Source organism: Streptomyces sp. NPDC056160, from assembly GCF_042268205.1.
Classification (GTDB): Bacteria; Actinomycetota; Actinomycetes; order Streptomycetales; family Streptomycetaceae; genus Streptomyces.
Genome location: NZ_JBHJUW010000010.1, coordinates 23,434 through 36,368, shown reverse-complemented (window position 1 = coordinate 36,368; position 12,935 = coordinate 23,434). Strand labels below are relative to the sequence as shown.

10 protein-coding genes are annotated in these 12,935 nt (G+C 74.0%); 7 read left to right on the top strand and 3 right to left on the bottom strand.

Going from position 1 to position 12,935, the window contains the following annotated elements; translation table 11 throughout:
* Positions 1 to 666: 666 nt before the first annotated feature.
* Positions 667 to 2,220 (top strand): phenylacetate--CoA ligase family protein, encoded by a 1,554-nt coding sequence (locus ACFC02_RS05695; RefSeq protein WP_376352652.1) that lies wholly within the window; start codon positions 667 to 669, stop codon positions 2,218 to 2,220.
* Positions 2,217 to 3,362 (top strand): hypothetical protein, encoded by a 1,146-nt coding sequence (locus ACFC02_RS05690; RefSeq protein WP_376352649.1) that lies wholly within the window; start codon positions 2,217 to 2,219, stop codon positions 3,360 to 3,362. Before ACFC02_RS05695 ends, ACFC02_RS05690 begins: the two co-directional genes overlap by 4 nt.
* Before the next feature lie 429 nt (positions 3,363 to 3,791).
* Here the strand turns inward: ACFC02_RS05690 and ACFC02_RS05685 are convergent, their stop codons facing one another.
* Positions 3,792 to 4,523, bottom strand: coding sequence for a hypothetical protein (locus tag ACFC02_RS05685; protein ID WP_376352646.1), 732 nt, complete (start codon positions 4,521 to 4,523; stop codon positions 3,792 to 3,794).
* 344 nt (positions 4,524 to 4,867) lie between these two features.
* On the opposite strand from ACFC02_RS05685, the gene ACFC02_RS05680 reads away from it, so the two are divergent.
* Complete coding sequence (locus ACFC02_RS05680) at positions 4,868 to 6,673, top strand: beta-ketoacyl-[acyl-carrier-protein] synthase family protein (protein ID WP_376352644.1); 1,806 nt, start codon at positions 4,868 to 4,870, stop codon at positions 6,671 to 6,673.
* Between the two features lie 27 nt (positions 6,674 to 6,700).
* Here the strand turns inward: ACFC02_RS05680 and ACFC02_RS05675 are convergent, their stop codons facing one another.
* Entirely contained in the window at positions 6,701 to 7,792 is a 1,092-nt protein-coding gene (locus ACFC02_RS05675; RefSeq protein WP_376352641.1) for a Ku protein, read from the bottom strand.
* An 84-nt stretch (positions 7,793 to 7,876) separates the two neighbouring features.
* Here ACFC02_RS05675 and ligD point away from each other — a divergent pair, with 84 nt between their 5' ends.
* Positions 7,877 to 8,764, top strand: a complete 888-nt coding sequence (gene ligD / locus ACFC02_RS05670) for a non-homologous end-joining DNA ligase (RefSeq protein WP_376352638.1) — start codon at positions 7,877 to 7,879, stop codon at positions 8,762 to 8,764.
* A gap of 97 nt (positions 8,765 to 8,861) precedes the next feature.
* Here ligD and ACFC02_RS05665 read toward each other — a convergent pair whose 3' ends face one another.
* Entirely contained in the window at positions 8,862 to 9,701 is an 840-nt protein-coding gene (locus ACFC02_RS05665) for a nuclease-related domain-containing protein (RefSeq protein WP_376352635.1), read from the bottom strand.
* Positions 9,702 to 9,804: 103 nt separating this feature from the next.
* Here ACFC02_RS05665 and ACFC02_RS05660 point away from each other — a divergent pair, with 103 nt between their 5' ends.
* From ACFC02_RS05660 to ACFC02_RS05650, 3 genes are all read left to right on the top strand, one after another.
* Positions 9,805 to 10,320, top strand: coding sequence for a protein phosphatase (locus tag ACFC02_RS05660; RefSeq protein WP_376352632.1), 516 nt, complete (start codon positions 9,805 to 9,807; stop codon positions 10,318 to 10,320).
* Between the two features lie 213 nt (positions 10,321 to 10,533).
* Positions 10,534 to 11,415 carry a hypothetical protein gene (locus ACFC02_RS05655; protein WP_376352629.1) on the top strand — a complete coding sequence of 294 codons (882 nt, stop codon included), beginning with the start codon at positions 10,534 to 10,536 and terminating at the stop codon, positions 11,413 to 11,415.
* On the top strand, positions 11,412 to 12,815 hold the full coding sequence (locus tag ACFC02_RS05650; protein WP_376352627.1) for an ATP-binding protein: 1,404 nt from the start codon (positions 11,412 to 11,414) through the stop codon (positions 12,813 to 12,815). Before ACFC02_RS05655 ends, ACFC02_RS05650 begins: the two co-directional genes overlap by 4 nt.
* Positions 12,816 to 12,935: the final 120 nt, after the last annotated feature.

Here is a 12,935-nt window from a genome sequence, read left to right as displayed (position 1 = left end):
CAGCGCACACCCACGGGTGCCGTCGGCTCCGCCCACGAACGGAGCGGAGCCGACGCACGAGTGTCGGGAACCGGGGCCGGGGGCGGACAGGCAGTGGGACGAGGGTGAGGGGTTTCCCTATCGCGGGGAGGGACCTGCCCCCCGTACGGACCCGCACGGACCTCTGCGGAACCAGGCGGCCCCATGCGGACTCACACGGACTCAGGGATTCCGTAAATAATCGAAGGTTCAGGCGATTTATCCGCGCATGATGTCTGGTGCGCTGCTCACGCGCCTTCCTAGACTGCGGCTGCTTCTCCGGCCGGATCCGGCCGGTCGTTCGTCATCAGGCTCGCGCCGCCCGATCGGCGGCGCCTCGCGAGGAGGTTCCGACCATGGTCAAGCACTACCTCAAGTACGCCCTGAGCACCCTGTCCGCCGCGATGTTCGCGCACATGGCCTGATTTCCCGGGCCACGGTACGGGCGGAGACGAGGAGCTGCGGGCGCGCGATGCGCGGCCGGTGCCTGGTTCTCCGTTCGTGCCGTACCCGTTCACGCAAGCCGGTTCCTCCGTCCGCCCCGCCGCCTCTCCGGCACCCGGTTCCTCCGTCCGCCCCACCGCTTCGCCGGCACCCGGTTCCTCCGTCCGCCCCGATCGGTACGTCGGCCCGTCAGGAGGGCTCCCCTTGTTCGGCACCGCCCTGAGTCAGCTCCGCTACGGCATGGCCGTGCTGCGCAACAGCAGGATCCGGCCGCGGGACCTGGAGCGGATCGCCCGTGACCTGGTCGCCACGCTGGAGGAGTTCGGCGCGCCCGGGGCCGACTCGGCGCTGCTGCCGGGACAGGCCGGGCAGATCGACCCCGAGGTGCGGCGGACCGTCACCCGGCGGAGTCTGCGGGCCACAGCGCGCGCCGCGGTCCGGCACACCGCCTACTACCGGCACCTGTTCGGCGAACTCGGCCTCGACGCCGACGCCCTCGACCCGTACGCCGACAGCACCGGTCCCGACAGCTGGGCGCGTGTGCCCGTCACGCCCAAGAAGGCGCTGCGCGGCCTGCCCGGGGCCTTCGTGTCCGCCGCGGCGCGGCCCGCGCTGGCCGCCCTCACCACCGGCACCAGCGGCACCCCCACCGCGGTCTGGTACTCGCGCGCCGAGCTCGACGTCACCATCGCGCTCAGCACCATCTCGGCCGTCCTCGGCATGGGGCTGCGCCCGCACCACACCCTCGCCTACGCCGGCTGCTCCCGGGCCACCCTTCCGCTGCTCAACGCCGAGGAGTCGACGACCCGGGTGGGCGCCTCCTTCGTCCAGTTCGGCACGCTCGAACCCGCCCTGGCGCTCGACCGGCTCGCCGCGCCGCTCGGACTGCCGGGCAAGGCGCCCCAGATCACCCACCTCAGCACCTCGGCCTCCTACCTCTCCGCGCTGGTGCACCGGGCCGAGCGGGACGGCTGGCGGCCCGGGGACTTCGGGCTGCACAGCGTCGGAGTGGGCGGCGAGGTGCTGTCACGCCCGCTGCGCGAACGCGCCGAAGCGGTGTTCGGAGCGCGGGTGACGTCCTCGTACCTGATGACCGAGACGCTGCCCTCCGGGGGTACGCCCTGCGGCGCCGGACACCTGCACCACACCACCGAGTTCGGCCACCTCGAAGTCCTGGACCCGCGGACCTGGGAGCCGACACCGCCCGGCGGCACCGGGGTGATCGTGCACACGCCGTACTTCCCGTACCGGGAGTGCACCCTGCTGCTGCGCTACGCCACCGGTGACCTGGTACGCAGGCCCACCACCGCGCCCGGCTGCGAACTGGCCCACCTGCCCGCCACCTCCGAGATACTCGGCCGCTGGACCGGCCCGCTCAGCACCGCCCTGACCACCCGCGACCTGCTCGACCTCATCGAGGCCGAGCCCGAGGTGCCGCTGCCGGCCCGGTACGCGGTGACCGAACAGCCCGGTGGCGGCGCGCTGGTGCACCTGCTCGTCCCGGCACTGCCCGCCACCGCGCTGCGCGCCCGCCTGGAGGAGCGGGCGGCGGCCGCTGGGCTGCCCCTGGCGGGGCTGGTCCTGTACGACGACCGGTCGGCGATGCCGCCCACCAGCCCGCTCCGCGCCGATCTGCGCGAGCACAGCTTCGAGGCGGTGGCCCGGCCCGGCCTGCCCGACCGGCCCGGGCCCGGGGGTACGCCCGCCGTGGCCGCGCACGGCGGCGCGGCGGCCGGCGAGGAAGGGGGCGCCGCGTGAACGGGACCGCCCTGGTGGCGCTGAGTTGCTGCGTGGCCGCGCTCATGGCCGTGGCCGGTGCCTACCTGGCCCGCGTCGTCATGCCCAGGCCCCCCGTGGGGGTCTACGCCCCGGCTGACATCGCCGTGCTCTGCGTCGGGGTGGTCGTGGCGCCGCTGTTCTACGCCGGGTTGCCCGGCGCCTGGGTGTCGGCGCTGTTCGGCCTGGTGTTCTGCCTGGCCGTGCAGTTCACGCTGGCGCCGCTGTGCTCAGGGCGCTGGGCCTGGTGCCTGGCGCTCGCCGCGACCGGCGCGACCGCGGGGGCCGCCGTCTGGTCCACGGCGGCCTGGGTGCGCGTGGGCACCGACGTGCTGCTGGCCGTGGCGGTGGTGGGCGTGGCCAACCTCTGGGCGCAGAGCGGAATGCGCTCGTCCCATGTGGCCGCGCTGGCCGGCGCGTTGACCTGCTACGACCTGGTCGCCACCACGCTGACCGACGTCACCGGGAACTTCTTCGAGCAGGTACGCGGGCGGCCCTTCGCCCCGCTTCTCGCGCTCACCGGCGGCGCGCATCCGGTCGCCGTCGGGCTCGGGGACCTGCTGCTGCTCGTGCTGTTCCCGCTGGTGGCGGCGAAGGCGTACGGCCGGGGCGCGGCGCTGCTGGCGGGGGCCGTCGGGGTCGTCGTCACCAGTGCGGTCAGCGCGTTGTTCGCGGTGGGGGCGCTGACGGAGGGCTTTCCGCTGCTGACCGCGCTGGGGCCGCTGATCGTCGTACAGCACCTGGTGTGGTCGCGGCGGGCGGGCGGTGAGCGGACCACGGCCGAGTGGCGTGCGGGTGCGGTGGCGCCCGCGCCGCGGCCGGGCGCTCTCGGGCCGGACGCCCGGCTGACCGCGGCCGTCGGCCTGACGGTGTCCGGCCGGCAGGCGGCCGCCGGCGGTCCGGGGGCTTCCGGCGGACCGGTGGCCCCAGAAGCGCCGGCGGAGGGCAGTTGGGTCGTCCTGCGCGACGGTCGTGTCGTCGGGACCGGCGCCTCCCCCGGGCTGGCCCGTCGCGACGCCCGCGAGCGCGGGGAGGACGGGAAGAACCGGGAGGACGGGAAGAACGGGAAAAACGGGAAGGACGGAGGTACGGGTGCCGGGGGGCTGGTGGCCCGCCTCCTGTGAACGCACGGAATGGGCGGGGCAGAACGCGGCGGAGCCCGGGAGGCGTATCCAGCTCCCGGGCTCCTGGGGCTGCCACCCCATTGCGCACGCCGATGGCGTTTAAGAGTACGGATCCTTTTCAGGCCGTCGTGTTCTTCCTTTGAACTACCGCACCGCGAAGAGGTGCAGGCGAGAGTCGAACTCGCATCCGGCGGCGGTCGTCCGTACCCGGTCGCACCGGCGATCGGTGGCGAATGCTGAAGCTTGAGCGAGAGTCTGAGTCTGAGCGCGGCGACGAGTCTCGGCCCGCCGCCCCGTGATTCAGGCTGAACGTCAGTTTCAGCTTGCGCTCACGACGCGTACCGGTGCTCAATCCGGTCCGCGTCCGTTGCGCACCCCCGCGCTCGCACGCGGGGGCGATCATGGAGCCACCGTGGTCCGCCGGGCGGATCAGGCGAACAGGTAGCCGAACACCGCGTCCCCCACCCGCTGGTCGGTGACCTCCGTGCCGTTGGCCTCCTCGCGCGCGAACTTCACCGCCTGCTGGAGCTTCTCCACCCGGTCCAGCAGCTCGTTCACCCGCCGCGCGGGGAGGGCTCCGGAGAACTTCACCGTCGTCCAGTAACCGATCGGGACGTCTTCGTGGTAGACCTCGACCTGGGCGGGGTGCTTGTCCGTCGCCTCCGCCTTGACGTGGTTGCGCGGCACCTTCTTCGTGCGGATCGTGCGCACCGGGTCCGTCTTCCACCAGTCAGTCGACGGGTCGAGCGTCCACGACTCGGCGGCGTCCAGCACCGGGAGCTTCCTGACGAAGGCGTGCAGCTCGGTGAGCTGCTTCTCCAGGAAGAGCAGGTAGCTGACCGGGACCTCGGTGAGGACGGTCCGGCCGTCCACCGTGACGTCCGCGCAGGCCGTGCGGTTCGCCCAGTCCTTCGTCGCGGTCACGTCGAACAACCGGGTCAGGGAGGCCGCCGCCTCCCGCAGGATCTCCTCGGCCTTGACCTGCACCCGGGTGGACTCGGGCGGCAGCTGCTCGCCCTCCTCGTCCTTGGGCTGGTACGTCCGCGAGATGCCGGCGAGCAGTGCGGGCTTCTGCACCTTCTGGTGTGCCGCCGCGCCGTCCTGGAGCGCTTTGCTCTTGACGCCCTTCTCGACAGCGATGATCTGGTTGAGCTTGGTCACGGTTCCCCCCTTCGAACACCGCCAACCTAGCCGCCGGGCACACCGGCCTCACCTTCTTTTTTCACGGCCCCGACCGCCACTGGCCCCCGCCCGCACACCACCCCCGCGCCTGACGTGCCGTAGGTCACACGCCAACGCCCCGGGCCCGCTCCGCGTGCGTGAGCCGGCACACACCCCCGCAACGGCGTGGCGCCAACGTGCGCAGCATTCATGGCACTTGCCGATATTCGCACAGACGTCCTGTTTGGGAGCAGTATCTATTTCCATACCTTTCTGGCAATTCGCCCCCTTAAATCTGGATAGTCCGCCGCACGACACCTCGGGTCACAGGAAGCAGTACGGATATGTCCAATTCATCCGATACGCCAGAAGTCCCCCTCCACCCCCACGCAGTTACCGCCGCCGAGGTCGTCCCCGGCGATCTGGCCGCCCTCTCACTCGCGCAGGCCGAGCGGCAGGAGTGGTGTGTCGTGATGCACACCCTGCCCGAGTCGCCGGAGACGATCCGCGTCACCCTGCGCCCCCCGCTCGGCGGCCCGGACCGTGACGTGGTCCTGGCGCGCGGGCAGGAGGTGGTCGTCGCCGGGCGCCGGCTGGACGTCGCGGCCGTGCCCGCCGTGTCGTCGCCGCGGCTGGACGCCGTCGCGTTCCGGGACGGGGACGTCGTCACCCGGCTGCGGGCCGTCGACCCGGAGGGCGTCGAGGTGACGTACCGGCGGCGGTGGGGCCGCTGGCACCGCGATCTGGACACCAGGACGGCGCAGACCGTCTCCGACGACGTCGTGCGCGGCTGGGCCGCCGACGCCGACCGCGCGGGATACGTCGTACGCCACCACGGTCGCCCCACGCGCGAACCCTCGGCGGCCGGGCCGCGGCGGGTCGTCGTGACCGGGCTCGGAGCCATCACGCCGCTCGGTTCCGGGACGGGCGAGCTGTGGCAGGGGCTGCTCGACGGGCGGCACGGGATACGGGAACTGGAGGGCGAGGAGTTCGCGGACCTGCCGGTGCGCACCGCCGGTGTCGTGCCCGTGGACCCCGCCGCCCTGCTGCCCCGGGCCGCCGCCCGGCGGATGAACCGCGCCGCCCGGTTCGCCGTGCTCGCGGCTCGCGAGGCGTGGGGCGACGCCGGGTTCGCCGAGGGCGGCACGCGGGAGAGCGGGCTCGATCCGGAGCGGGTCGGCGTCAGCCTCGGGGCCATCCTCGGCGACGCCTCCGTCCTCGTCGGCGCGGACCGGAAGCTGCGGGAGAAGGGGCCGCGCGGGGTGTCCCCGCTCACCACCCCCATGACCGTGCCCTCCCAGGCCGCCTCCCAGGTCTCGCTCGACCTGCACATCACCGGAGAGGCCCGGACCGTGACCAGCGCCTGCGCCTCCGGCACCGAGGCGATCGGACAGGCCGTCGACCGCATACGGTACGGCCGCGTCGACGTCGCCCTGGCCGGGGGCGCCGAGGCCGTCGTCACGCCGGCGATCATGGCGTCGTTCGCCGCCATGCGGGCCCTGTCCGACCTGAGCCCGGCGGCCGGCACGTCGCCCTCGCGTCCCTTCGCCAAGGACCGCGCCGGGTTCGTCAACGGGGAGGGCGCCGGCATCCTCGTCCTGGAGTCCGAGGAGCACGCCCGTGCCCGCGGCGCCCGGATCTACTGCGAGGCCGCCGGATGGGGGCTGTCCGCCGACGCGCACCACATGGCGGCGCCCGACCCGTCGGGCGGCGGTGTGGCGCTCGCGCTGCGCCGGGCCGTGCGGGACGCGGGCGGGCACATCGTCGACGTCGTCCACGTCAACGCCCACGCCACCGCGACCACGGAGGGCGACCTCGCCGAGGCCGGGGCGCTGCGGGCCGTGCTGGGGGCGGGCGGCGGCGAGGTGCCCGTCACCGCGCTCAAGGGGCACCTCGGGCACCTCCAGGGGGCGGCGGGCGGCGTCGAGGCCGTCGCCGCCGTGCTCACCCTGCACCACGGGGTCGTACCGCCGACCGTCGGCTGCGCCGAGGTCGACGAGGAGATCGGGCTCGACGTCGTCACCGGCGCCCCCCGCGCGCTGCCGGGCGCCGGCGATCTGGTCCTCAGCAACTCCTTCGGCTTCGGCGGCCACAACGCCGTACTGGCCCTGCGGCGGCTTCCCGCGGCGGACCAGGAGGCCGTGCGCTGAGCCCTGCGGGCGCCGGCCCGTACCGCGCTAAGCCGTGCGCTTGCGGGCCGCCGTCTTCTTCGCCGCAGTCTTCTTCGCGGTCGACTTGCCGGCCGACGCGGTCTTCTTCGCCTGCGCCGACTTGGACGCCGATTTCCTGGCCGACCCGGCACCGGAGGCGGACGCGGAGGCGGTCTTCTTCGCGGAGGAGGCCGTCTTCTTCGCGGCCCCCTTCCCGGACGCCGTCCTCTCCGAGGCGGAGCGGGCCGCCTTGCGGGGCGGGAGGTGTCTGACCTCGGCCTCGGCCGCGGTCCCGGCCTCCTGGGCGCCGCCGCCCGCGGCCTGTGCCTCCCCCTCCTCCTCGCCGCGGGACCGCCGGGCCGCCCGCACGCTGTTCTCCAGGGCCGCCATCAGGTCGAGGACCTTGCCGCCGGGGGCCGGTCCGGGGGCCTCGGGCGGTGCCTCGCCGGAGGCCTTCGCGGCGATGACCTCCTCCAGCGCCTCGCGGTACTCGTCGTGCAGGTCCGCCAGGTCGACCTCGCCGAGGGTGTCCATCAGGGCGTCGGCGAGGTCCAGTTCCTGGTCGCGGACGGTGACGTCGGTCTCCGGGGCCACCCCCTGCGGGGCGCGGATCTCGTCCGGCCACAGCAGGCCGTGCATGGCGATGACGTCGTCCACCACGCGGAGCATGCCCAGGCGCTCGCGCCCGCGCAGGGCGAACTTCGCGATCGCCACCCGCCTGCTGCGCTTGAGGGCCTCGCGCAGCAGGGTGTAGGGCTTGGCGGCCGGGGCGCCGCTCGCGGCCAGGTAGTAGGCGTGCTCCATCTGGAGGGGGTCGATCCGGTCGGCCGGCACGAAGGCCACGATGTCGATCGTCCGCGCGGTCGGCAGCGGCAGATGGGCCAGGTCCTCGTCGGTGATGGGGACGATGGACCCGTCCGCGTCCTCGTACCCCTTGCCGATCTCCCCCTGGGTGACCTCGCGGTCCTCCAGCTCGCACACCTTGCGGTAGCGGATCCGGCCGCCGTCCTCCGTGTGGATCTGGCGGAAGGAGATGGTGTGGTTCTCGGTGGCGTTCACCAGCTTGATCGGGATGCTGACCAGGCCGAACGAGATGGCGCCGTTCCAGATGGATCGCACGTGCAGCACCTTCCGGGGTCGGTTCGGCGGGGCTTTTCGTTCTGTTGTCCATGTTTCACGTGATGTACGTGCTTTTCTTATCGTATGGCGCCGATCACAGTGGTGGAGGGGCGACGGCTCGCGCTCAGCAACCTGGACAAGGTGCTGTATCCCGCGACCGGGTTCACCAAGGGCGAGGTGCTGCACTACTACGCGACCGTCGCCGACGTGCTGCTCCCCCACCTGCGCGACCGGCCGCTGTCCTTCCTGCGGTATCCCGACGGGCCGGACGGCCAGGTCTTCTTCGTCAAGAACGTCCCGGCCGGTACGCCCGAGTGGGTGACGACGGCCGAGGTGCCGCGCTCGGAGGGCCCGGCCCGGATGGTGCTCGTGCAGGACCTGCCGAGCCTGATGTGGGCCGCCAACCTGGTGACCGAGTTCCATACGCCGCAGTGGGTGATCGGGGCGCCGGGCGAGGCCGACCGGATCGTCTTCGATCTCGACCCGGGGCCGCCCGCGACCGTGGTCGACTGCTGCCGGGTGGCCCTGTGGCTGCGGGAACGGCTGGCGGCGGACGGGATCGAGGCGTATGCGAAGACCTCCGGGTCCAAGGGGCTGCACCTGCTGGCCGCGGTGCGCGGGGCGTCCGGGGAGCGCACCTCGGCGTACGCGAAGGGGCTGGCCGTTCAAGCGGAGAAGGCGATGCCCCGGCTCGTGGTGCACCGGATGACGCGGAGTCTGCGGCCGGGCAAGGTGTTCGTCGACTGGAGCCAGAACGCCGCGCGCAAGACGACGGCGGCGCCCTACACCCTGCGGGCGCGTGCGGAACCGACGGTGTCGGCACCGGTGACGTGGGAGGAGGTCGCCGACTGTCGCACGCCGAGGCGGCTCGACTTCAAGGCGGGGGACATCGCGCCCCGCGTCCAGGACTTCGGCGACCTGCTGGCCCCCCTCCTGGCCCCGGCGGGGGGCGGGGCACCGGAGGTGCCGTGAGCGGCTGCGGCGCCACGGGCCGCCGCGGTGCCACGGGCGGCTGCGGTACCGAAAGCAGCCGGAAGCCGGCGTTCCTGGGCTTCGGCCGAGGAGCGGGTCAGACCCGCGTCCACGTCCTGCGGTCCCGCGCCATCGCGTGCAGGGCCTCCACGTCCGCCGGTTTCAGGATGCCGCCCAGGCGGGCCAGGCCCTCCAGGTCGGCATCCTGGAGGATGCGGACGCCGCGCGGCGGGGCCGTGACCCGCAGGTCGGCCGGGCCGGTCAGGGCCAGGAGCGGGTGGACCTCGGCGGTGAGGGCGTGGGAGGCGCGGTCAGCGGCGGCACGGACGCGGCGCAGCACGGGCTCCGGCTCCTGGCGGCCCAGGACGACCGCCGGGTCGGCCACCCGCACGCGCTGTTTGCGGGCGTAGAGGCAGTGCACGGCGAACAGTCCGCCGGGGCCGATCACCAGGTGGTGGATGCGGTCGCCGCCGGGCAGCGGGACGGAGTGCAGGACGCGCCAGCCGACGCCCTCCAGGCGGTCGAGCGCCTCCCCCGCGGCCCGCTCCGCGGTGAGCGCCCGGCGGCGCGGGTCCGGGCGGAGCCGGTGGGCGGGGGCCGGGTCGCGGTCGAGGGCGACGAGCAGCGCCTCGCCGGGGCGGTTGGGCGCCAGGTCGTCGTCGGGGTGGAGGCTCAGCCGGGCGAGGTCGGCGGGCGTGGGGACGGGGGGCGGACCCACCGCGACCGGGCCCGCGAGGAAGGGGCCGAGCGCTTCCAGGACGTCCGCCCGCTCGTCCTCGGCGAGCAGGTGGACCCGCGCGGCCTCGCGGTCGTACCAGGCGACGGTGCGCCCGTCGGGGGCGCTGACGTACAGCCGGTCCCGTCCCCGGTGTCCGCCCGGTACGACGCGCAGGAGGCCCGGACCGGCCGGTCCGGGCTGTCGACGTGGTCCGCTCATGCGCCATCACCCCTACGCCCATGGGAACAGGCGGGGTGCTCCCCGGGCAAGAACGCGGTTACCTTTGAGGTGCCGTGGGGTGGGGAGTTGGGGAGGCGCGCCGTTGCGGACCCGTGGAAGTCAGCCCGACGTACCGGCTCCGGAGAGCCCGTGGAGCGAGATCGTGCCCGGCCTGTGGATGGGCGGCCACGAGTTCAGGGGCGGCTCGGGGCGGCTGGAGTCCGTCGCCGTGCACGACGAGTTCGACCTGGTGCAGACGCTGCTGAGACTCCCGGGGCACGGCCCCGACCCGGGCGTCGCCCACCAGGTGTGGCCGATTCCCGACGGTCCGCTGGACGGCACGCAGCTGGCCGGGGTGATGCGCCTCGCGCAGGCCGCGTGCGACGCGCTGGACTCCGGCGAGCGGGTCCTCGTGCGCTGCTACTCCGGGTACAACCGGTCGGGACTGGTCGTCGGCCATGCCCTGGTGCTGCGCGGCTACCGGGCCGAGGAGGCGATCCGGCTGATCCGCGCCCGGCGTTCGCGGTGGGCCCTGCACAACGAGCTGTTCGCCGAGTACCTGCGGGCGGGGCTGGCCACGGCCCGGCTGCTGGAGGAGTTGGGGGAGCCGGCCGAGTAGTCGATCCGTTTTCTCACCTTCACTGCGTACGCTCTGCGGACGCCACCGGGCCACGCCGTCCACCCGAGGGCTGGAACCGTACGCAAAAAGGACTTCCATACGAATAAGGTGTACGAGGCTGCTTCCGGCCATGATCCCGGTCGCCCCGCCGTCCGTCCCGCCCCTCCGCCCCCTTCCCCACTCACTTCCCCGCCCACTTCCCCCCGGAGAGCAGTGTTCCGCAGACGCCCCGCCTTCGTCACCGCCGTCGTGGCCCTGCTGACGGCCACGGCGGCGGGCTGCGGCGACGCGGGCGGGCTGCGGGCGGCGGGCAGCACACCGACCGCGATCAGCCCGGCGCGGCTCTGGCCGTCGCTGCGGCCGGCCGCCAGCCCGGCGTGGCCGTACGACGAGGTGCAGATCGAGACGGTGAAGGGGATCACCGCCCCCGGCGACGATATCCACGCGGTCGATCCGGTGGCGGTCGTACGGGCCGAGGTGGCCGCGCACCCGGACGACTACAAGAACGCCAAGGCGCCCTACCGGCAGACGGCCGCCCGGCTGGCGGACTGCGGCGCGGGACCGGGCCGGGGCGACTGTCCCGTCCTGCGGCCGTACTACCGCGACCTCACCGGTGACGGGCGCGACGACATGACCCTGGGTTTCCGGCTGTACCCCACCAACCAGACGGCCGTGCGCGTCTACACCTTCGAGGGGCACCGGCTGGTGCAGGTCTTCGCCAACGACGACGCGGTGATCGGCGTGGAGCTGGCCGGACGGGCCGTGATCATCCGCTCGCCCGCCGGGATCGCCGGGTACGAGTACCGCACGACGTGGTCATGGGACCCGGACCAGCGGGCGATGGTGTTCTCGCGCGACGAGTTCCTGCGCACGGCCCCGCACAAGCCGACCCGGGCGCACACTCCGGCGGCCACCGCCCCGCCGGCGCCCGTGCCCCGGCCGTCACCGACCCCCGGCCTCACCCCGCCGGCCACCTCGTCCGGATCGGACGCGGCGGCCGGATCGGACCCGGCGGCCGGATCGGACGCGGCAGCCGGATCGGGCACCGCGGCCACGTCGTCCGCGGCGGCCACGTCGTCCGCGAGCGGCCGATGAGGAGGAGGGTGGCGCTCCCCCGGTGGACCGGGACGCTCGCCGTGAAGTCCGCGGCGTTCATCACGGTGATGTGCTGCGCGCTCGCCGCGCTGCTCGGCATCCTCGTGCACGTCTCGGTGACCGACCAGACCGTCGGCCAGGCCCGAGAGCTGGCGCTGTCCCGGCTGAAGGACGCCACCAGCGCGTTCGAGTCCGGGGACACGCTGCTGCCCGGCGCGGGCGTCGACCCCGCGGGACTGCCGCCGTCCCTGCGGCGGCTGGCGGCGGACGGCCAACGCGGCACGGTGGTCGGCCGGCACCACGGGCGCCCCACGATGTGGGCGGCGGGCCCCGCCGACCAAGGACGGGCGCTGGCCGTCGAGGTCGACTACTCGCAGCAGGCCCACACCATCGCCGGTCTCGACAACGCCATCCTGTGGTCGTCTGGGCTGGCGATCGGGGCGACGCTGCTGGTGGGCGCGTTCGCGGTGACCCGGGTGACCCGGCGCCTGCACGCCACCGCACTGGTGGCCCGGCGGATCAGCACGGGCGACCTGGACGCGCGGGTGAACGACCCGCTCACCCGCGACCGCACCCGCCCGCAGGACGAGGTGGCCGCGGTCGCGGCCGCCCTGGACTCGATGGCCGCCTCGCTCCAGGGCAAGCTGATGGCCGAGCAGCGGTTCACCGCGGACGTGGCGCACGAACTGCGCACACCGCTGACCGGGCTGCACGCGGCGGCCGAACTGCTGCCGCCGGGCCGCCCGACGGAACTGGTACGCGACCGGGTCGCGGCCCTGCGCACGCTCACCGAGGACCTGCTGGAGATCTCCCGGCTGGACACCGGGCGCGAGCGGCCTGCCCTCGACGCCGAGCACCTGAGCACGGTGGCCGAACGGGCGCTGCGCACCGCGCGGGCCACCGGGGCCGCGCCGGGGAGCGACGTGCGGGTCAGGGTCGTACGGGACGTGTCCGTGGAGACGGACCGGCGGCGGCTGGAGCGGGTGCTGGGCAATCTCGTGGCCAACGCACACCGGCACGGCCGGCCGCCGGTGGTGCTGACGGTGGACGGGCCGGTCGTCAGCGTGCGCGACCACGGGGACGGCTATCCGGAGTACCTCCTGGAGCACGGGCCGCAGCGGTTCCGCACGGAGGGCGGTGCGACCGGGCACGGGCTCGGGCTGACGATCGCGCTGGGCCAGGCGGAGGTGCTGGGCGCCCGGCTGGAGTTCGCCAACGCACCGGACGGCGGGGCGGTGGCCACCCTGACACTGCCGCACATCCCGCCGGACGCGCCGGAGCCCGATGGGACGGAGGGGCCCGATCCGGAGGGGCCCGATACGGAGGAGCCCGATACGGAAGGGCCCGATCCGAAGAGACCCCGTCCGGAGGCGTCAGGCTCACCGGCGGAGCGGACCTGACGTCACCTCAGGTGACGGCATTTCAGGTGACGTCCGCTGCACCGCCGCAGCGTGGCGGGACGGCCTCGCCGCGTGCGCACCTAATGTGGCGACTAGTCAGACAAGTCCGCTTTCGCGGAT

Bases quoted from the DNA above. Each gene is read 5' to 3' on its own strand.
- ACFC02_RS05680 (WP_376352644.1), top strand. From the start codon at position 4,868: ATGTCCAATTCATCCGATACGCCAGAAGTCCCCCTCCACCCCCACGCA.
- ligD (WP_376352638.1), top strand. From the start codon at position 7,877: ATGGCGCCGATCACAGTGGTGGAGGGGCGACGGCTCGCGCTCAGCAAC.
- ACFC02_RS05665 (WP_376352635.1), bottom strand. From the start codon at position 9,701: ATGAGCGGACCACGTCGACAGCCCGGACCGGCCGGTCCGGGCCTCCTG.
- ACFC02_RS05650 (WP_376352627.1), top strand. From the start codon at position 11,412: ATGAGGAGGAGGGTGGCGCTCCCCCGGTGGACCGGGACGCTCGCCGTG.